Annotated in this window: 20 protein-coding genes; 7 read left to right on the plus strand and 13 right to left on the minus strand. The window is 69.3% G+C overall.

The window, feature by feature from the left end; translation table 11 throughout:
* Positions 1 to 98: 98 nt before the first annotated feature.
* The 5 genes from PV781_RS12215 to PV781_RS12235 all read right to left on the minus strand — a co-directional run bounded on the left by PV781_RS12215 (position 99) and on the right by PV781_RS12235 (position 4150).
* Complete coding sequence (locus tag PV781_RS12215; RefSeq protein ID WP_425532394.1) at positions 99 to 731, minus strand: NrsF family protein; 633 nt, start codon at positions 729 to 731, stop codon at positions 99 to 101.
* Between the two features lie 10 nt (positions 732 to 741).
* On the minus strand, positions 742 to 1296 hold the full coding sequence (locus PV781_RS12220; RefSeq protein WP_274775899.1) for a sigma-70 family RNA polymerase sigma factor: 555 nt from the start codon (positions 1294 to 1296) through the stop codon (positions 742 to 744).
* 132 nt (positions 1297 to 1428) lie between these two features.
* The gene (locus PV781_RS12225; RefSeq protein WP_274775900.1) at positions 1429 to 2052 is read right to left on the minus strand and encodes a CGNR zinc finger domain-containing protein; all 624 of its coding nucleotides are present in this window, start codon (positions 2050 to 2052) and stop codon (positions 1429 to 1431) included.
* Between the two features lie 162 nt (positions 2053 to 2214).
* Positions 2215 to 3105 carry an alpha/beta fold hydrolase gene (locus tag PV781_RS12230; RefSeq protein ID WP_274775901.1) on the minus strand — a complete coding sequence of 297 codons (891 nt, stop codon included), beginning with the start codon at positions 3103 to 3105 and terminating at the stop codon, positions 2215 to 2217.
* Between the two features lie 109 nt (positions 3106 to 3214).
* The gene (locus PV781_RS12235; protein WP_274775902.1) at positions 3215 to 4150 is read right to left on the minus strand and encodes a LysR family transcriptional regulator; all 936 of its coding nucleotides are present in this window, start codon (positions 4148 to 4150) and stop codon (positions 3215 to 3217) included.
* 130 nt (positions 4151 to 4280) lie between these two features.
* On the opposite strand from PV781_RS12235, the gene PV781_RS12240 reads away from it, so the two are divergent.
* Together PV781_RS12240 and PV781_RS12245 are read left to right on the plus strand one after the other, a co-directional pair.
* Positions 4281 to 4820, plus strand: a complete 540-nt coding sequence (locus tag PV781_RS12240) for a carboxymuconolactone decarboxylase family protein (RefSeq protein WP_274775903.1) — start codon at positions 4281 to 4283, stop codon at positions 4818 to 4820.
* Between the two features lie 63 nt (positions 4821 to 4883).
* Entirely contained in the window at positions 4884 to 5510 is a 627-nt protein-coding gene (locus tag PV781_RS12245; RefSeq protein WP_274775904.1) for a pyridoxamine 5'-phosphate oxidase family protein, read from the plus strand.
* A 48-nt stretch (positions 5511 to 5558) separates the two neighbouring features.
* Here the strand turns inward: PV781_RS12245 and PV781_RS12250 are convergent, their stop codons facing one another.
* Genes PV781_RS12250 through PV781_RS12260 form a run of 3 tightly spaced genes read right to left on the minus strand, consistent with a single transcriptional unit; the run spans position 5559 to position 7916 of the window.
* Positions 5559 to 6338 (minus strand): aldolase, encoded by a 780-nt coding sequence (locus tag PV781_RS12250; protein WP_274775905.1) that lies wholly within the window; start codon positions 6336 to 6338, stop codon positions 5559 to 5561.
* A gap of 2 nt (positions 6339 to 6340) precedes the next feature.
* Complete coding sequence (locus PV781_RS12255; RefSeq protein WP_274775906.1) at positions 6341 to 6988, minus strand: glutathione S-transferase family protein; 648 nt, start codon at positions 6986 to 6988, stop codon at positions 6341 to 6343.
* Between the two features lie 7 nt (positions 6989 to 6995).
* Positions 6996 to 7916: a Bug family tripartite tricarboxylate transporter substrate binding protein gene (locus tag PV781_RS12260; RefSeq protein WP_274775907.1), complete on the minus strand. Its 921-nt coding sequence runs from the start codon at positions 7914 to 7916 to the stop codon at positions 6996 to 6998.
* 172 nt (positions 7917 to 8088) lie between these two features.
* On the opposite strand from PV781_RS12260, the gene PV781_RS12265 reads away from it, so the two are divergent.
* Complete coding sequence (locus tag PV781_RS12265) at positions 8089 to 8619, plus strand: helix-turn-helix domain-containing protein (protein WP_274775908.1); 531 nt, start codon at positions 8089 to 8091, stop codon at positions 8617 to 8619.
* A gap of 196 nt (positions 8620 to 8815) precedes the next feature.
* Positions 8816 to 10087, plus strand: a complete 1272-nt coding sequence (gene mtnK / locus PV781_RS12270; RefSeq protein ID WP_274775909.1) for an S-methyl-5-thioribose kinase — start codon at positions 8816 to 8818, stop codon at positions 10085 to 10087.
* 20 nt (positions 10088 to 10107) lie between these two features.
* Here the strand turns inward: mtnK and PV781_RS12275 are convergent, their stop codons facing one another.
* Positions 10108 to 10602 (minus strand): PRC-barrel domain-containing protein, encoded by a 495-nt coding sequence (locus tag PV781_RS12275; protein WP_274775910.1) that lies wholly within the window; start codon positions 10600 to 10602, stop codon positions 10108 to 10110.
* 84 nt (positions 10603 to 10686) lie between these two features.
* Between PV781_RS12275 and PV781_RS12280 the strand changes: the two genes are divergently transcribed.
* Genes PV781_RS12280 through PV781_RS12290 form a run of 3 tightly spaced genes read left to right on the plus strand, consistent with a single transcriptional unit; the run spans position 10687 to position 14152 of the window.
* A complete protein-coding gene (locus PV781_RS12280) occupies positions 10687 to 11349 on the plus strand; it encodes a cytochrome b/b6 domain-containing protein (protein ID WP_274775911.1) in 663 nt (220 codons plus the stop codon).
* Between the two features lie 9 nt (positions 11350 to 11358).
* Positions 11359 to 12150, plus strand: a complete 792-nt coding sequence (locus tag PV781_RS12285; protein WP_274775912.1) for a molybdopterin-dependent oxidoreductase — start codon at positions 11359 to 11361, stop codon at positions 12148 to 12150.
* A gap of 34 nt (positions 12151 to 12184) precedes the next feature.
* Positions 12185 to 14152 (plus strand): hypothetical protein, encoded by a 1968-nt coding sequence (locus PV781_RS12290; RefSeq protein ID WP_274775913.1) that lies wholly within the window; start codon positions 12185 to 12187, stop codon positions 14150 to 14152.
* On the opposite strand, the gene PV781_RS12295 is transcribed toward PV781_RS12290, so the two are convergent.
* The 4 genes from PV781_RS12295 to PV781_RS12310 are packed head-to-tail and all read right to left on the minus strand — an operon-like array spanning position 14141 to position 17023.
* Positions 14141 to 14500 (minus strand): EamA family transporter, encoded by a 360-nt coding sequence (locus PV781_RS12295; RefSeq protein ID WP_274775914.1) that lies wholly within the window; start codon positions 14498 to 14500, stop codon positions 14141 to 14143. The genes PV781_RS12290 and PV781_RS12295 overlap by 12 nt on opposite strands.
* Complete coding sequence (locus tag PV781_RS12300; RefSeq protein ID WP_274775915.1) at positions 14497 to 15561, minus strand: NAD-dependent epimerase/dehydratase family protein; 1065 nt, start codon at positions 15559 to 15561, stop codon at positions 14497 to 14499. Before PV781_RS12300 ends, PV781_RS12295 begins: the two co-directional genes overlap by 4 nt.
* Positions 15558 to 16307 (minus strand): glycosyltransferase family 2 protein, encoded by a 750-nt coding sequence (locus PV781_RS12305; protein ID WP_274775916.1) that lies wholly within the window; start codon positions 16305 to 16307, stop codon positions 15558 to 15560. The genes PV781_RS12300 and PV781_RS12305 overlap by 4 nt, the downstream gene beginning before the upstream one ends.
* Positions 16307 to 17023, minus strand: coding sequence for a TIGR04282 family arsenosugar biosynthesis glycosyltransferase (locus PV781_RS12310; protein WP_274775917.1), 717 nt, complete (start codon positions 17021 to 17023; stop codon positions 16307 to 16309). The genes PV781_RS12305 and PV781_RS12310 overlap by 1 nt, the downstream gene beginning before the upstream one ends.
* Positions 17024 to 17031 lie beyond the last annotated feature (8 nt).

Here is a 17031-nt window from a genome sequence, read left to right on the forward strand (position 1 = left end):
CCGTGCTCTCTGCCGGGCAGAACAGACTGCGATGCGACTGCCCTTCCTTCCCGCCGCCCATGGCCGGTGCCACCGGCTCTGACGCGGGCGGGCTCGCCTCACCAGCGCAGCAGGCGCCTGCCCAAGAGGGCCCCAAGGCCGGCCACGGCCAGGATGGAAAGGCCGTACCACGTCAGCACGAAGAAGGCGGAATCGTCCGGGCAGTGAAAGGCGTAGACGGCGGCGCCGAGGCCGCCCGCCAGGAAGCCTGCCGCCGCGCCGGCTTCCGCCGGGCGGGCCGGGGCGCCGCGCCGCAACGCCACCAGGGCCGCGCCCAGCACCGGAAGGGAGAGCAGCGGCACATAAGCGAGGCAATAGGGGGCGAAGCGGCCGATGAGGCCGGGCATCCAGCTGCGTTCCGGGGTCGTCAGCATCTCGCCCGCGCAGCCCGCCAGGGCCAAGGCGAGTGGCAGCAGGATGACGGCCCAGGACGGGCGCCGAGCGCCGGGCCGGGACAGGCGCAAAGTGAGGGCGCCGGCCGAGGCGGCCATGGCAAGGCCGACCGCGAATTTCAGCAGGATGCGCGGATCCGTCATCAGCCCGGCAAGGCCCGGCCGCACATTCAGCGTGGCGGCGAACAAGGCGGCCGCGGCCACCAGGCCGACCACAAGCGCCCCCGCGAGCCCGGCTTGAAGGCTCGGCCCCGGGCGGGGATCGCTGGCGAGGGCTCGGATCAGGTCGTCGGTCTTCACGCGCATCATCCTATTCGATGTCTTCGCCGCGCAGGCGATCGGCGAGGCGGGCGAAGGCGCGGTGCAAGTTCACCCGCACGGCGCCGGGCGTGAGCCCGAGGCGGCTCGCCGTCTCGCCGACCGAGGCGCCCTCCACCGCGATGGAGGTGAGCACATCGCGCTGACGCGGGGGCAGGGTGGCCAGATGGCGCTGCACGTCGGGGGCGTCGGGGCCGGGGCGCTGTTCCTCAGCGGGGAGGATCTCGGCAAAATCCTCGATGGGCACTTCCACCCGCCGCCCGCGCCGGCGCAGATGGTCCACGAACTTGTTGCGGGCGATGGTCCACAGCCAGGGGCCCAGCGGATCGGAGGACCGCCAGGTGTGCCGCTTCAGGTGAACAGCCAGCAGGATCTCCTGCACCACATCCTCGCTCTCCCCCGTCCCCAGTCCGATGCTGGAAAAACGCCGGCGGACGGCCGCGCGCAGCGCCGGCGCCAGTTCGCGCAGAAGCTGCTCATAGGCCTGCTGGTTGCCGGCAAGCGCATCCCGCATGCCCTGCGCCCAGCGCCGTTCGCGATCGTCCATCCACGCTTTCCCAAAGGTCATTCGCGCGACGGGGCCCCGGCGTTACATCCGCCCGGCCCCCGTCCTGTTCGTACCGCACGGCTCGGGAATGGCAAATGCAAAGGGGCGCCAGCATGCGGCATGGTGCTGCGCTCAGGTGGTGCCAGCATCCCCCGCGCGCCGCGCCCGGAAGCGGCTCACCTTGTCCCGGTTGCCGCATATGCTCATGGTGCACCAGCGGCGGCGCCCGTTGCGGCCTTGATCATAGAAGACCATGGAGCAGGCCGGATTGGCGCAATGCTTCAGCCGTTCCGGCTCGAAGTCGCAGAGGAAGCGCGCGAAATCGAGCGCGATGGCGCCCGCAATGCCGCCCGCTTCCTCGGACAGCACATAGCCGCTTCCTTCGATGCTCACGCGTGGTCGCACATGAACCGAGGCGAGCGCCCGGTTGGCGGCGTCCGCGATGTCCGCGCGGGGCGCGCCGCCCTGTGCCAGCTCATCAAAGAGGGCGCGCAAATCCCGGCGCAGGTCCAGCACGGCCTTGTGCACCTTGCCGCGTGCCGCAGGCTCGGGCGGCTGGACGCGGGCGAGCACCGTCCACAGCGCGAGATCGTCGGGCGTGGCGATGAGGTCGCGGGGGCCGTCCTCGGTGACCGGCGTGGTGTTGAGAAGGTCGATCCACAATCGCCCGCCCAGAAACGGCACGCCGTCCCGGAACTCCCCCTCCGCAGGGGAGGGGACGGGATGGGGGGTGGCAGGCTTTGGGGCGTGGGGCATCAGGGATCCGGCGGCAGGCGCGAGCCTCCCGCATCTAACGGATTTCCGAGCGAAGCGGAAACCGGTTCGCGTGAAAGGAAAACCGCCAAGCCAAAGAAAGCGCGCGTCTTGGCTTGGTGCCAGGACGGCCGGCGGACATGACGCCCGCCGGCCGCTCCGGCCTTAGCGCAAGGTGCGGTCGAGGAAGGCGAGGGTGGCGGCGCCGATCTCGTCCACGTGGGTCTCGAGGGCGAAGTGGCCGGCATCGAAGAGATGCACCTCGGTCTCGGGGATGCAGGCCTTTACATGGTCGACGCCGGCGAGGGTGAAGAAGGGATCATTCTTCCCCCACACCACCAGCGTGGGCGGCCGGCGGGCGCGCAGATAGGCGGCGAAGGCGGGATAGAGGGCCACATTGTCCTGATAAGCCTGCAGCAATTCCAGCTGGATGGCGTCATTGCCGGGCCGGTCGAGGCCCGCCTGGTCGACGATGTAGCTCTCCGGCGCCACCCGCTCGGGCCGGGAGGCGCCGTGCAGATATTGGAAGCGCGTGGTGTCGGCGCTCAGCAGGTTGCGTACCGGCGCCTCGCTTTCGGGCGTGCGGCTTTCCCAATAGGGGGCGATCTGGGCGACCACGTCAGGGTTCCAGCCTTCCACATTGGCCACCGCATTCTGGAAGATGAGCCCGCGCACCCGCTCGGGGTGGCGTAGCGCGAGGCGCAGGCCCACCGGGCCGCCATAATCCTGCATGTAGAGCGTGTAGTCCCGCGCGCCGACCGCCTGCGTGAAGCCCTCGATCACTTCGGCGAGGCTGGCGAAGGAATAGGGGAAGGCGTCCGGAGCGGGCGCGGACGAGATCCCGAAGCCCGGATAATCAGGCGCCAGCACCCGATAGCGGGTGGCCAGCAGGGGAATGAGGTCTCGGTACATGTGGGAGGAAGACGGGAAGCCGTGGAGCAGCAGCACCGCGGGGGCCTCGGCGGGGCCGGCCTCCCGATAGGCGATGGTCAGGCCGTTCACGGTCACGGTGCGGTGGAGGGCGCGCGTCGACGCCCCCGCAAGAGGTGCGGGCATAGGCAAGGCTCCTGGTTTGGCAGAGGGGCGCACGGCCCAATGCGGGCGGGCATCAGCCCCGGTATGGCCAAGGCATAGGAGGGAAGAATGTAACCTGTCAAATATTATTTTATAGGTTACTTTCCTCCCCTCCGCCGGCATTCCCGGCCAGCTCGCCCAGCCGCGCACGCAGGCGCGGCACGGCGAAATCCACGAAGCTGCGTACCTTGGCGGCGGCAAGGCGCGCCTCGGGATGCACCACATGCACGGGCATGGGCGGCGGCTCGAAGTCTTCCAGCAGCAGCCGCAACCGCCCGTCTTTCACCGCATCCGCCACCTGATAGGACAGGACGCAGGTGATGCCCCGCCCCTCAATGGCGGAATCGATCGCCGCTTCCGCGCCCGTCACCGCAAGGCGCGGGCGGATCTCCACCGGCCCGCGCCCCCGGCCGGTGGGAAAGGCCCAGCCCTGGCCTTCCGAGATCTGGCCGAAGGTGATGCAGGGCAGGCCGGAGAGGTCATCGGGCGTCGCGATGGGGGGCAGGCGTTCCAGCAGCGCAGGGCTGGCGCAGACCACCCGGCGCACCTCGCCCACGCGGCGCGCAATCAGCCCGGAATCCGGCAGGCGCCCGATGCGGATGGCCACGTCCATCCCCTCGTCCACCAGATGCACCATCCGATCGAGCAGCAGGAGGCGGCCCTGCACTTCGCTGTGCGCATCGAGGAAATCGTCCAGGATCGGGCGCACATGGCGGCGCCCGAACACCGCCGGCGCGGTGAGGGTGAGCACACCGCGCGGGGCGAGGTGCTCGCCCGAGGCCTGGGCGAAGGCCTCGTCATAATCGGCCAGCAGCCGCCGGCAGGCCATGAGATGGCGTTCCCCCGCCTCGGTGAGGTGCAGCGCGCGGGTGGTGCGCCGCAGGAGGCGCGTGCCCACCTGCTCCTCCAGGTCCGAAAGCGCACGGGACACGGCTGTGGGCGAACGCCCCAGGCGCCGGGCGGCAGCGGCGAGGCCCCCCGCATCCACCGCCAGCACAAAGGCCCGCATGGCGTCGATCCGGTCCATTTCCGATTCCCTTCGTGCGAGAACCGCAAGAATGTCTTGCGGCTTATGTCCATTCTACGCAGCAATGGGCGCGGATATTTCATGGCGCACCGGCCAAATCGGCCGCCTGCTCCATGAAAGGACAAGAGCCATGACCCGCATCCCCGGCGTCGACCCCACCACCGCCACGGGCCGCAGCGCGGACCTGCTCGGCGCCATCAAGGCCAAGCTGGGCGTGGTGCCCAACCTCTATCGCGTCGTCGCCCATTCGCCCGCCGTGCTGGAGGCGACGCTCGCCTCCGGCGAGACGCTCAATGGCGGCGTGCTCACCGCCCGCCAGCGCGAGGCCATCGCCATAGCCACGGCCGAGGCCAATGGCTGCGACTATTGCCTCTCCGCCCATGTGCTGCTGGGCCGTGGCGCGGGCCTGACCGAGCCGCAGATCGCCGCTGCCCGCCATGGCGAAAGCGGGGATGCCACCTTCGACGCGATCCTCGCCTTCACCCGCGCCTTGCTGGAAAAGAAGGGCCATGTGAGCGATGCCGAGATCGCGGCTTTGCGCGCCGCCGGTCTTGGCGATGACGCGCTGGTGGAGATCGTGGCGCAGGTGACGCGCAACATCTTCACCAATTATCTCAACCATGTGGCCCGCACCGAGATCGATTTCCCCGTGGTGCGCACCGCCGCCTGAGCGGCCTTCGACACAGACGGGGCGGCCGTGACGCCGCCCTGGATCCCCCATGGGAGACCTGTCATGACGCAAAGCACATGCGACATCGCCTTCACCCCCACCATCCGCGCCGAACAGGAGCGGCGGGGCTCGCGCGCCCGCTATGCGGCGGTGGAGGCACAGGGCGGCTTCCGCGGTGATCTCTCGGAGTTTCCGCGCGGCTTCCTCGCCCGCGTGGATACGGCGTTTCTGGGGACGGCCAATTTGGAAGGCCAGCCCTACGTCCAGCATCGGGGCGGCCCGCCGGGCTTCATCCGCATCGCGGACGACCATCATCTCGTGATGGCGGACTTCCGGGGCAACCGGCAATACATCTCCACCGGAAATCTCGCGGACAATCCCAAGGCCTTCCTGTTCCTGATGGATTACGAGAACCGCCACCGCATCAAGCTGTGGGGCCGCGCCCGCATGAGCGACGACATCGCGACCTATGCCGAGGTGCTGGGCATCGATCCCGCTGACCGTAAGGTGGAGCAGGTGCTCGTCTTCCAGGTGGAGGCCTGGGATGTGAACTGCCAGGCCCACATCCCCCAGAAGGTGGACGCCGCCGCTGCCGCCCGCGTGGTGCTGGCGCTCCGCGCGCGCCTGGAGGCCGTGGAGGCGGAGAATGCGGAATTGCGGGAGCTGCTGAAGCCTGGGGGCGGCGCCTGAACGCGTGGGCGTCTCGAAGGCACCGACCCCATGGCGTCGCTGAGCGCCTCAGAAGGGGGCGGGCCCCATGGTCCGCCGCGCATAATAGGCGAAGGCGGCGGCGTTGCGCTTGGGGGTGTTGATCCAATCGCGCGCCTCGCGGGCGAGGTTGGGGTCGATCGGCTGGATCGGCCCCGCCGCCATCGCGGCCAGCTGCATCTTCGCCGCGCGCTCGAAGGCCAGGGCGATGATGCAGGCTTCTTCAACCGTGCGTCCCGCCACCAGCAGGCCGTGATGGGCCAGAAGCAGCGCGCGCTTGGTGCCCAGCGCCGCCGAGATCAATTCTCCCTCGTCATTGCCCACCGGAACGCCGGGCCATTTGGGCACGAAGGCGACATCCTCATAAAGGATGCAGGTGTCCATGTGGGACACTTGGAGGGGCACCTCCAGCATGCTGAGGGCGGCGGTGTGGAAGGCGTGGCTGTGAACGATGCAGGTCACGTCCGGCCGCGCCCGATAGACCCAGGAGTGGAAGCGGTTGGCGGGGTTCGGCATGCCCGTGCCTTCCAGCACGCGCAGATGCTCGTCCACCAGCAGGAGATTGTCGGGGCTGATCTCGTCGAAGCCGAGGCCGAGGCGTTGCGTCAGGAAGGTGCCGTGCGTTTCCCCGCGGGCGGTGATCTGCCCTGCAAGCCCTGAGTCATGCCCGTTATAAAACAGGATGCGGCAGGTGAGGGCCACCTTCTCCCGCATGGTGTAGGCGCCCTCGTCCAGGTGCGCGCGCATCTCGTCCTGCGACCTCACCATCAGGCTGGTCTTGTCGAGGCTGAAGCTGTCCGGCTGCCCCATATTCATATCTCCTGTCTGGATTCGGTCAGCTCCGGCCGGCCGGGAAAAAGGGGCTCGTAGCCCGGCAGGGCCTCGATGCGCCGCAGCCAGCGGGTGATGGCGGGAAACTGCCCCATGTCCAGGCCGCCCATGGCGGCAAGACGCGTATAGGGATAGAGGGCGACATCGGCGATGCTTGGATGGGACGGGGTCGCCACCCACCCGCTCTCCCCCGCGGCTGCCAGCCGGGCCTCCAGCTGCCACAGGGCGTCTTGCGCCTGATGGCGCCAGTGCGCGAGCTGGTCGGGGGGCAAGGGCCAGTCTGGATGAAGCGCCAGATGCAAGCGCAACTGGGCCAGCGGATGCATGTGCTGGGACTGCTCGAAGGACAGCCAGCGCAGCACTTCGGCTTGCTCAAGCCGCGCCTTGGGCCACCACAGCGTGCCGTCCGCCAGATAGAACAGGATTGCCAGGGATTCCGATAAGGTCCGCCCGTCCGGCAGCTGGAGGACAGGCACCTGGCGCAGGGCATTCAAGGCCGCAAAGGCCTCGGTTTTCAGGTCGCCGCGGTCGATGGACAGCGATGTGCGCTCCAGCCGGAGGCCCAGGAAGCCCGCCAGCAGCCGCACCTTCCAGGCATTGCCGGAGCGCTGTGTGTCGTAGATGCGCATCGGGCCCTCACTGGATGCTGATGTGAGCGGCTTCAACCACTTTCGACCAGCGCTCGGTCTCGGCCGCGATATGCCGGGCATAGGCTTGGCTTCCGACGGGCATGGGCTCGATGCCCAATTCCTGGAACCGCGCCAGGAGGGTGGGGTCCGCCAGGACCTGTGCGAGCGCGTCCCGGAGCACCGTCACCCGGCTGTCGGGCGTTCCGGCCGGGGCCAGAAGGGCGTTCCAGGAACTGACCACCATGCCTTCCACGCCCTGCTCGGCGGTGGTCGGCAAATCGGGGAACGCGGCACTTCGCTTGGTGTCCGTGATGGCGAGGGCCTTCAGGCGTCCGCTGGCCTGGTGGGGCATCACCACGGGGATGGCGTCGCACACGATCTGGATCTGGCCGCTCAGCGCACCGTTGACGGCGTCGCCGCCGCTTTTGAACGGGATGTGCTCGATCTTCGTCCCGGTCAGAAGTTCAAGCAGCTCCAGGGCCAGATGGGGCGAGGAGCCGTTGCCGGCGGAGCCGAAATTCAGCTTGCCCGGTTCGGCCTTCGCCCGCTCCACGAGCGCCTTCAGGCTGTTCACGTCGAGCGCGGGGGAGACGGCGATGACATAGGGAGAATTGCTGACCAGGGAAATCGGGACAAAGCTGGCGGGGTCATAGGACAGGCGCGGATAGATCATCTTGTTGACGACCTGCGTGCCCACGGTTCCCAGAAGAAGCGTGTAGCCATCCGGCGCCGCAGTGGCCACCGACTGGGCGGCCGTGGCTCCTCCCGCTCCCGGGCGGTTCACCACCACCACCGGCTGGCCCAGCCGGTCCGACAGGCCCTGGGCCACGAGCCGCGCCACCACATCGGTGATGCCACCGGCCCCGAAGGGGACCACCAGCTTGATGGGCCGCGTCGGAAAGCCGTCCTGCGCCTGCACAGGGCTCACGCCGCCCGCCAATGCCCACGCCGCCAATGCCCACGCCGCCAAGACGCAGAGGCCAGCCAGGAGCCCCCTGGTACGATGCCTCAACATCCGTTCCCTCCCTCGCTATGGTCTGCGGTGCGGGGGAGCAAAATCCGTTTCACAGATCGAGTCAACAAGTTTCTTGTAGGAAACAATGTCTCTCAGTTTCAAGCTGCTGCGCCTGCGCGCCAATCTCACTCTGGAAGAGGTCGCCCAAGCCACGGGCGTCACCCGGGGCTATCTGTCCAAGATCGAGCGGGGTCTGGTGAAGCCGTCCGTGGGCTCCGCGCTGAAGCTCGCGAAGGTGCTGAACGTGTCCGTGGACGAGCTGTTCGGCGACGCCGAAACCGGCGACGCGGTGGTCGTCACCCGCGCCGGTGAGGGCACGCCGCAGGATACGCTGCGCGGCACACCCCGGCTGGTGGCCAGCACCCGGGGCGGACATCGCATGGTCGCCTTCGTCATGAGGCCGGGCGAAGCGCGGGAGCAAAGCCATCCCATGAGCCACCATGAGGGGGACGAACTGCTTTTCGTCCTGGGCGGTCGCATCCGCCTGGAATTGCCGAGCCGGGTGGAGGATCTCGAACGCGGGGACGCCGTCCAGTTCAATGGCGTGGTCCCGCACAAGATCACCTCGCTCAGCGGCGACGAGGCGGAGGTGCTCATCGTCATCAGGGTCGACTGACCTCCCGCCCTCCGCATTCCCGATCGGGGGCGGTTCGGCGCCCCTTTCCGGCGGGATGTTCGCGGCATCGCCCGCCCTTCACAGCGCCGTGACGCATGTAACGGCCAAGCCGTTTCCGTCGAATGGATCATCGGAACCCGGTCTCGCCCATCGCCCATGGGCGGCCGGCAGATCCGTCCGCTCCACGGAGACCGGCATGCTCGAAAGACTGCCCGCCTATCGGCCGCTCACAGGCGCCGATTTGCCCCTGCGCCTCGCCCATCGCAGCGAGATGACCGACGCCCTCGGCCCCATCACAGGCTGGCGCGTGCGGGAGATCGGCGACGGCAATCTCAACCTCGTCTTCGTGGTGGAGGGCGCGCGCGGCGCGCTCATCGTCAAGCAGGCGCTGCCTTATGCGCGCGTGGTGGGCGAGGGTTGGCCGCTCTCGCTGGCCCGCGCCACCTTCGAGTTTCATGCCCTGACGCGGCTCGGCGCCCGAGACCCCGGGCGCATGCCCAAGGTGCTCGCCTTCGACGAGACGCAGGCGCTGATCGTGATGGAGCATCTGACGCCGCATCTCATCCTGCGGCGCGGGCTCATTGCGGGCGAATTCTACGGCGATCTGGGCCGGCATCTGGGCCACTATCTCGCCCGCACGCTGTTTCGCGGCTCCGACCTTCATCTTGGTCCGGCGCAGCGCAAGGCGGACACGGCCCTCTTCTGCGCCAATGTGGAATTGACGGGGATCACCGAGGATCTGGTCTTCACAGATCCCTTCCTTGACCACCCCCGCAACCGCCACACGCCGGGCCTGGAGCGGGAGGCGGCGCATGTGCGCGCAGATCGGGCGCTGAAGCTGGCCGCCTGGCAGATGAAGGCGCGCTTCGCCACGCGGTCGGAGACGCTGCTGCACGGCGATCTTCACACCGGCTCGGTCATGGCCAGTGCCACCGATACGCGGGTGATCGACCCGGAATTCGCGGTCTATGGCCCCATGGGCTTCGATGTGGGCGCGCTCTTGGGCAATCTCTTCCTCGCCTTCTTCGCCCAGCCGGGCTTGCCGACGGGCAGCGTCGACCGAGCGGCCTATGGGGAATCCATCCTGGATCTCGCGGCCACCGTCTGGGCGAGCTTCACGGAGGAATTTTCCGCCCTCTGGCATTCCGAGCGCGTGGGAATGCTGGGCGGGCGGGATGTGTTCGAAGAACAAGGCGATCCGCGCGGCGCGCACCTCCTGCTGAAGGCGCGTCTTGGCGAAATCTGGGAGGACACGCTCGGCTTTGCCGGCATCGAGATGCATCGCCGCATTCTCGGCCTCGCCCATGCGGCGGAGTTGGAAGCGGTGGCCGATGAGCGAGTGCGCGCCGCCTGCGAGCGCCGGGCGCTGAAGGCGGGGCGGGCGCTCGCGGTGGGGCGCACGGGCTTCGCACGCATGGCGGATGTCTGCGCGCTGATGCTGGACCTGGCCGGCGGGGCGCGGCCGTGAGGGCCGCCCCCGCCCCGTCGTCAGCGCCGCGAAATGGCGATGCGGATGGTCTCGTTCGCCGCCAGCGGCGTGCCGTCCTTGGCCATCCAGTCGGGCAAGGCGGCAAGGTCCGCCCGGTCGAGATCGAGCAAATTGATGTGCCGTCCGAGGCTCGCCACCGCCTCCAGCGGCACGCCCACGGGGCGCCCGCCAAGGCCGAACCAGCCGCCATAGGGCATCACCAGCACGAGGCCGCCCTCCGGCGTGCGCGCCACCTCGGTGACGAAGCCGAGCGTGCGGTCGTCGAAGTCGAGGACCGCCTGGCCGATCAGGTCGCCCACGCGCGCTTTCTGGGGAAAGCGGCGCTCCATGCGCTGCTGCGGGGTGAGCCCGTCCTCCTGCGCCACCGGCTGGGTGTGCGCCCCGCCTTCGCGGCGGGTGATCTGCGGCCCGTCATCGGCGCGGGCGGGACCGGCCAGTGGCGCGGCGAGAAGCAGGGCGGCGAGCGTGGAGGTGAGAAGAAGTTGGATCTTCATTTGGATGAATGTCCGAATTGAAGTGATGAATTTAAAATATATCTGAAATTGAAATTCGTAAATCTAAATAAAGCGGGGCAGAAAATGTCAGATATATCTCTTGATATGGGGCGAGCTGGGGATCGTGCGCGCCGTCTGCATCCGCTTCCCTTGCGGATTATGCATTGGGTCAATGCTGTCACCATGGTCGTCATGATCATGAGTGGGTGGAAAATCTACAATGACGAAGTGATCTTCGGCTTTCTGCACTTCCCCGAAGAGATCGTGCTGGGGGTATGGGCGCAGCACGGGCTGCAATGGCATTTCCTCGGCATGTGGGTGCTGGTGCTGAACGGGCTCGCTTATCTGGCCTACGGCATCCTCTCCGGCCGCTTCCGCCGCATGCTGCTGCCCATCCGGCCGCGCGAGGTGATCGCGGAGGTCATCGCCGCGCTCACCTTCCGCCTGAAGCATGACGATCTCACCCACTACAACGCCGTGCAGAAGACCCTTTATGTGGGCGTGATCGGGGCCATCATCTTCCAGGTGGTCACCGGGCTGGCGCTGTGGAAGCCCGTGCAATTCCAGGGGCTTGTGAGCCTGTTCGGCGATTTTCAGGGCGTGCGCCTGGCTCATTTCCTCGGCATGGCAGCCATCGTCCTGTTCCTGGTGGTGCATGTGAGCCTCGCGCTCCTCGTGCCGCGCACCATCCTGGCCATGCTCACCGGCGGCCCCCGGCTGCCGGCCTCCCCGTCCTCCGACCACTGAAGGCGTGTCATGTCCTTGCGCAGGCGCCCCCTTTCCCTGTTCCGCCCGCAGAGCGGGCCCGATCGCGGCGTGCTGGTGGAGAACCGCAAACTGGTGGAGGCCATCGACCGCCGCAAGGTGCTGCGCGGCGCGCTGAGCCTTGGCGCGCTCACCCTTCTCACCGGCTGCAATGTCTCGCAGGACGAGAGCGTGCAGACCGTGCTGCGGGCGGTGTCCGACTTCAATGACGGCGCGCAGGCGGCCCTGTTCGATCCGAACAAGCTGGCCCCCACTTATGACGTCTCGCAGGTGGTGAAGCCGCCGCGCTTCAATGCCTATTACGAGATCGAGGATGTGCGCCCGGTGGACCTGTCCACCTGGAAGCTGGAGCTGGCCGGCCTCGTGAAGGACAAGCGCCCCTGGACGCTTAACGCCATCAACGCCTTGCCGCAGCAGGAGGAGATCATCCGCCACATCTGCGTGGAAGGCTGGGACTATATCGGCCAGTGGTCCGGCCCCAACCTGAAGGACTTCCTGACCCGCGTGGGGGCGGACCTGTCCGCCCGTTATGTGGCCTTCCATGGCGCCGACGATTACATGGAGAGCATCGACATGGCCTCGGCGCTCCATCCGCAGACCATCCTGGCCACCCATTATGCGGGCGAGCCCATCACCGATCCCTATGGCGCCCCGCTGCGGCTGCGCACCGCGGTGAAGCTCGGCTTCAAGAATCCCAAATGGGTGCGGGCCATCGAGGTGACCAACACCTACCAGCAGGGCTTCTGGGAGAAGCAGGGCTTCAACTGGTTCTCCGGCCTGTGAAAGGCCGCTCTGCGGCCCGCTACGGCCTCATGCCATGCTGAGCCTGCCTTCCGTCCTCGCCTGCGCCGCCTTGGCGCTCGTCCTGTGGGGCGGGCCGGGATGGCTCCTCGCCACCCGCCTGCGGCTGGGGCTCGGGGGCAGCCTCGCGCTGGCGCCCGCGCTCGGCTGGGCGGTCCAGAATGCGCTGGCCTTGCCGATGGCGCAGCTGTTTGGCTTCTCGCACGCCACGAGCCTTGCGGCCTCGCTGCTGGTCGGCGCGCTGGCGCTTCTTGCCGCGCCGCGGCCTGGGGAGCGGGGAGGGGTGGCGCCGGTGCTGCTGTTCGCCGGGGCGGCGGCCCTCATCGCTTTGCTGCCGGCGGCGGCGGTGTGGCCGAAGGCGGGAGATAGCGGCGTGCTGCTCTCCGCGCCCCTCTTCGATCATTCCAAGGTGGCGCTGATCGATGCCATCCTGCGGGAGGGTGTGCCTCCCGAAGATCCCGTCTATGGCGGCGCGCCGCTCGCCGTATCCTATTATTATCTCTGGCACTTTGGCGCTGCCCAACTGGCTGGTCTCACCGGCACCATGGGCTGGGCCGCGGATGCGGCGGGAAGCTGGTTCACCGCCTTTGCCGCGCTCTGCCTCATGGGCGGGCTGGCGGCGCGCCTGCGGCCGGGACGGCTCGCGCCGACCTTGGTCCTCGTGGCCGCCTTCTCCGGTTCGCTTCGCCCCGTGCTGGCGGCGTTGGTGGGGCAGGCGATCCTCGACAAGGTGCTGGAGCCCGCGAGCGGTCTGGCGGGGTGGCTGTTCCAGGTGAGCTGGAGCCCCCATCATGTGATGGCTGCCTGCTGCGCGCTGCTGGCGCTCGGCCTGTTTCAGCGCCTTGCCACGCGCGCTGGCCGGCCGGAGGCGCTGGTGACGGGCCTTGTGCTGGCGCTGGTTCTGGCGGCGGGTTTCCAGGCGTCGCTCTGGGTGGGTGGCATCACGCTGGCTCTGGCTGGCGGCGCGGTGGTGCTGGCGCTTCTGCGCGGATTGCCACCCCGGCGGCGTCTGGCCTTTCTGGCGCTGTGCCTTGGCGCGGCGCTGCTCGCCCTGGGGCTGAGCGCCCCCCTGCTGCACGCCCAGGCGGAGGCTGCGGCCGCGCGGGGGGGCGGGGTGCCGCTGATGCTCGGCTTTTATCCCGTGCTGGCGCCCGATCTGCCGCATACCGTGCGCCAGCTTCTTGATGTGCCGGCCTATTGGCTCGTCTTCCTGCCGCTGGAACTGCCTCTGGTCTTCTTGCCCGGCACCCTCTGGCTGCTGCGCGGCCGGGGGGAGGATGCGCGCTTCACCCGCCTGCTGGCCCTGTTCGCCTTCGTGAGCCTTGTGGGCGGCTGGGTGCTGGTGAGCACGGCGGGGGAGAATAATGACCTGGGCTGGCGCGCCGTCCTGCCCGGGCTTCTCATCCTCATTCCGGCCGCTGCCGCGCAGGCGGCGGAGTGGATCGGCAGGCGCGCCCGCGCGCCATTATGTGCACTCGCCCTGGCGGCGGTTGCGAGTCTTGCCGGCGGGGCCGTCATCGCAGTGGGAAATCTGCGCGGCGTGCCGTCCCCATCTGCGCAGGATTTCGCCCGGGCGCCTGACCTCTGGGCGGCGGTGCGCCGCCATGCGGGGCCGGGCGACCGGGTGGCCAACAATCCCGCCTCGTTCGCGGACATGACCCCCTGGCCGGTGAACATCTCCTGGGCGCTGCTGGCGAACCGACCTTCCTGCTTTGCGGGCAACGAATTGGCGCTGGCCTTCGCGCCGTTGTCGCCGCAGGCCCGGGAGGAGCTGACCGACCTGTTCGCCCGCGTCTTCGCCGGCACGCCGCAGGCGGGCGACGTGGCGGCGATGGTGCATCACCTCGGCTGCCGGGTGCTGGTGGTGACGCCGCAGGATGGGGCCTGGGACAAAGATCCGTTCCGCGCCGTCCCCGCTTTGCGGCTCGTCGAAGAGGAGCCCGGCCGCTGGCGCATCTATGTGGCTGAGGGATCAGGACAGTGAGAGCACCACCACGCCGGCGACGATGAGCGCCGTGCCGGCCATGCGGGCGGGCGGCATGGGCTCGCCCAGGAGAAAAGTCCCCGCCAGCGCCACCAGCACGAAGCCGAGGCCGAGGAAGGGATAGGCGAAGGAGACATCCACCTCCCGCAGCACCCGCAGCCAGATGAGCAGGCTGAGGCCGTAACAGGCGAGCCCCGCCAGGATGCCCGGCCGCACCACGAACAGGGCGAGCGCCGCAAGCCCGCTCTCGGCCTGCGGCACGCGGGCGCCCCAGCGCAGGAGCACCTGCGCCGAGGCATTGAGCGCCACGCTCGACAGGATCAGCGCCAGCGCGCCCGGCAGGCTCACGAGGCGCGCCGGGTGGGCGCCGCGCGCGCGCGGGCCTCGGCCGCGAAGGCGGCGATGCCGGCGGCGAAGTCCTCCTGCGGCCGCCATCCCAGAACGTCGCGCAGGCGGCGGGAATCGGCGGTGATGTGGCGGACATCCCCCAGCCTGAAGGCGCCGGTAATGACCGGCCGGGGGCCGGCAAGGGCTGTGGCGAGGGCGTCCGCCATCTCGCCCACCGTGCGCGGCGTGCCCGATCCCACATTAAAGGCGGCGACTCCTGTTTCATGGCGCTCCAGGGCCGCCACCGTGGCGGAGGCCACGTCGCGCACATGCACGAAGTCGCGCCGCTGCCCGCCATCCTCGAACACGCGCGGCGCCTCGCCCTTGAGCAAGGCCGAGGCGAAGAGGGAGGCCACCCCCGCATAGGGCGTGTCCTGCGGCATGCCCGGCCCATAGACATTGTGGTAGCGCAGCGCGGCGACGCTGCCTTGGGTCATGCGCGCCCAATTGGCGGCATAAAGCTCCTGCGCCATCTTGGAGGTGGCATAGGCATTGCGCGGATCAAACGGCGTCGCCTCATCCACCAAACGGTGCGCCAGCGGGCGGGCGCAATGGGGGCAGCGGGGCTCGAAGCGGCCGGCGGCAAGGTCTTCCGGCCTGCGGGGCGCGGGGGTGACGGCGCCATGCTCGGCGCAGTCCGCCTGCCCCTCGCCATAGACAACCATGGAGCTGGCGAGCACCAGTCGCGGCACCTCCTGCCGGGCCATCGCCGCGAGCAGGATGGCGGTGCCGGTGTCGTTGGTGCCGGCATAATCGGGCATGTCGTCGAGGCTCACTCCGAGCCCCACCTTGGCGGCCAGATGCACCACCGCATCGACCCCCTCCAGGGCTTCCATCACCAAGGCGGGATTGCGCACATCGCCTCTGAGGAAGGCGACGCCCGGGGGCGGATGCCAGTCGCCGGAGCGGTGCACGTCGGCGCGCAGGCTGTCGAGGACGCGCACCTCGTGCCCGTTGCGCAGGAGCGTCGCGAGCACATGGGTGCCGATGAAGCCGGCGCCGCCGGTGAGCAGGATGGTCATGGCGAAGTCCTTGGGAGGGGGGCGGGCGGCGTGCGGGCGCGGCGCAAGGTCAGGGCCAGCCGCAGGAAGGTGAGGGTGATGCGGAAGGCGGCGTTCAGGCCCGCCACCAGATTGCCGGACACCTTGGAGACCCCGCCCCGGCGGCAGCGATGGTCCACCGGCACCTCCAGGCACACGAGGCCGAAGGCGGCGGCGCGCATCTGCATTTCCAGGTTCCAGCCATAGGTTTCCTCACCCATGCCGAGGGCGGCGAGGCAGTCGGCGGGGATGGCGCGCAGCGGCGACATGTCGGTGAAGCGCACGCCATAGGTGGCGCGGAGCAGCACCCCCGCGAGCCGCCCCGCCGCAAGCTGCTGGGGCGTCAGGCTGCCCGGCTCGCGATGGCCGCGCAGCCGCGAGCCCATGACGAAGTCGGCGGTGCCGGCAATCACCGGCCCGGCCACGTCCCCAAGGAAGGCGGGCACGTCGCTGCCATCCCCATCCAGGAAGCACAGGACCGGCGTGGCGGCGGGTGCCGCCGCAACACCCGCCGCGCAGGCCCGGCCATAGCCGCGTTCCGGTGCCGCCACAACGTGCGCGCCGGCAAGGCGGGCGTTGCGCGCCGTCTGGTCGGTGGAACCGTTATCCACCACGATCACCGCGCCGACCCCTTGCGCACGCACGTCGTGCACCACGTCGGCGATGGCCTCTTCCTCATTCAGGCAGGGAATGATGACGGCCACAGAAGACAGATCCACCCGCGCCATCACGCCGCCTCCCGGCCCGCTTGGCGGGCGGCGAGGAAGGCGGCGGTGGCGGGGGCCGGCGCGCCGGCATGGCGCAGCGCCTCGGGCAGGGGGCGGCCGGCGAGGTCGTCCTCCAGCAGGGCATAGGTCGCCGCATCGTCCACGTCGTACCAGGGGGCGAGGACGAGCACCGGCAGGCCGATGGCTTCCGCGCGGGCGAGCGTCTCCGCCAGTACCGTCTCGGTGCTCCAGGCGATGTCGGCGAATAGGCGCGGCTCGCGAGAGGTCATGCCGATAAAGGTGTAGCCGCCATCGAGCGCCGGCCCCACCACCACCGGCGCGCCCTCCTCCAGCGCCGCCACCGCCTCGCGCAGCAAAGCGGGGGGCAAGGTGGGGCTGTCGGAATTGATCAGGATGGCGCCCCCATGGCCGGCAGCGAGCAGATCCGCCACCCCCCGGTCGAGGCGGGCGCCCAGGTCGCCCTCGCCCTGCGGCACCAGGCCCACCCCCTCCGGCAGCAAGGCGCGCAAGGCCGCTTCGCTGCCCACTGGCGTATAGACCGCATAGGCCCGCGCCCGTCCCTCAGCGTCCAGGTTGGCTAGGGTGCGGGCGAGATCGCGGATGAAACAGGCGGAGAGCGCCGCGCACTCCTCCGGCGCCAGAGGCGGGGAGAGGCGGGTCTTGGACGCGCCCGGCCGGGGCGTCTTGCACAGGATGGCGAGGGCGATGGTGGACATGGCGTCAC

The sequence above is a fragment of the Aquabacter sediminis genome (genome assembly GCF_028863665.1).
In the GTDB taxonomy this organism is placed as follows: Bacteria; Pseudomonadota; Alphaproteobacteria; order Rhizobiales; family Xanthobacteraceae; genus L1I39.

Bases quoted from the DNA above. Each gene is read 5' to 3' on its own strand.
- PV781_RS12240 (WP_274775903.1), top strand. From the start codon at position 4,281: ATGACCCGCATCCCCGGCGTCGACCCCACCACCGCCACGGGCCGCAGC.
- PV781_RS12300 (WP_274775915.1), bottom strand. From the start codon at position 15,561: ATGACCATCCTGCTCACCGGCGGCGCCGGCTTCATCGGCACCCATGTG.
- PV781_RS12305 (WP_274775916.1), bottom strand. From the start codon at position 16,307: ATGGCGCGGGTGGATCTGTCTTCTGTGGCCGTCATCATTCCCTGCCTG.
- PV781_RS12280 (WP_274775911.1), top strand. From the start codon at position 10,687: ATGTCAGATATATCTCTTGATATGGGGCGAGCTGGGGATCGTGCGCGC.
- PV781_RS12245 (WP_274775904.1), top strand. From the start codon at position 4,884: ATGACGCAAAGCACATGCGACATCGCCTTCACCCCCACCATCCGCGCC.
- PV781_RS12290 (WP_274775913.1), top strand. From the start codon at position 12,185: ATGCTGAGCCTGCCTTCCGTCCTCGCCTGCGCCGCCTTGGCGCTCGTC.
- PV781_RS12230 (WP_274775901.1), bottom strand. From the start codon at position 3,105: ATGCCCGCACCTCTTGCGGGGGCGTCGACGCGCGCCCTCCACCGCACC.
- PV781_RS12275 (WP_274775910.1), bottom strand. From the start codon at position 10,602: ATGAAGATCCAACTTCTTCTCACCTCCACGCTCGCCGCCCTGCTTCTC.
- PV781_RS12255 (WP_274775906.1), bottom strand. From the start codon at position 6,988: ATGCGCATCTACGACACACAGCGCTCCGGCAATGCCTGGAAGGTGCGG.
- PV781_RS12310 (WP_274775917.1), bottom strand. From the start codon at position 17,023: ATGTCCACCATCGCCCTCGCCATCCTGTGCAAGACGCCCCGGCCGGGC.
- PV781_RS12265 (WP_274775908.1), top strand. From the start codon at position 8,089: ATGTCTCTCAGTTTCAAGCTGCTGCGCCTGCGCGCCAATCTCACTCTG.
- PV781_RS12225 (WP_274775900.1), bottom strand. From the start codon at position 2,052: ATGCCCCACGCCCCAAAGCCTGCCACCCCCCATCCCGTCCCCTCCCCT.
- PV781_RS12285 (WP_274775912.1), top strand. From the start codon at position 11,359: ATGTCCTTGCGCAGGCGCCCCCTTTCCCTGTTCCGCCCGCAGAGCGGG.
- PV781_RS12235 (WP_274775902.1), bottom strand. From the start codon at position 4,150: ATGGACCGGATCGACGCCATGCGGGCCTTTGTGCTGGCGGTGGATGCG.
- mtnK (WP_274775909.1), top strand. From the start codon at position 8,816: ATGCTCGAAAGACTGCCCGCCTATCGGCCGCTCACAGGCGCCGATTTG.
- PV781_RS12250 (WP_274775905.1), bottom strand. From the start codon at position 6,338: ATGGGGCAGCCGGACAGCTTCAGCCTCGACAAGACCAGCCTGATGGTG.
- PV781_RS12220 (WP_274775899.1), bottom strand. From the start codon at position 1,296: ATGGACGATCGCGAACGGCGCTGGGCGCAGGGCATGCGGGATGCGCTT.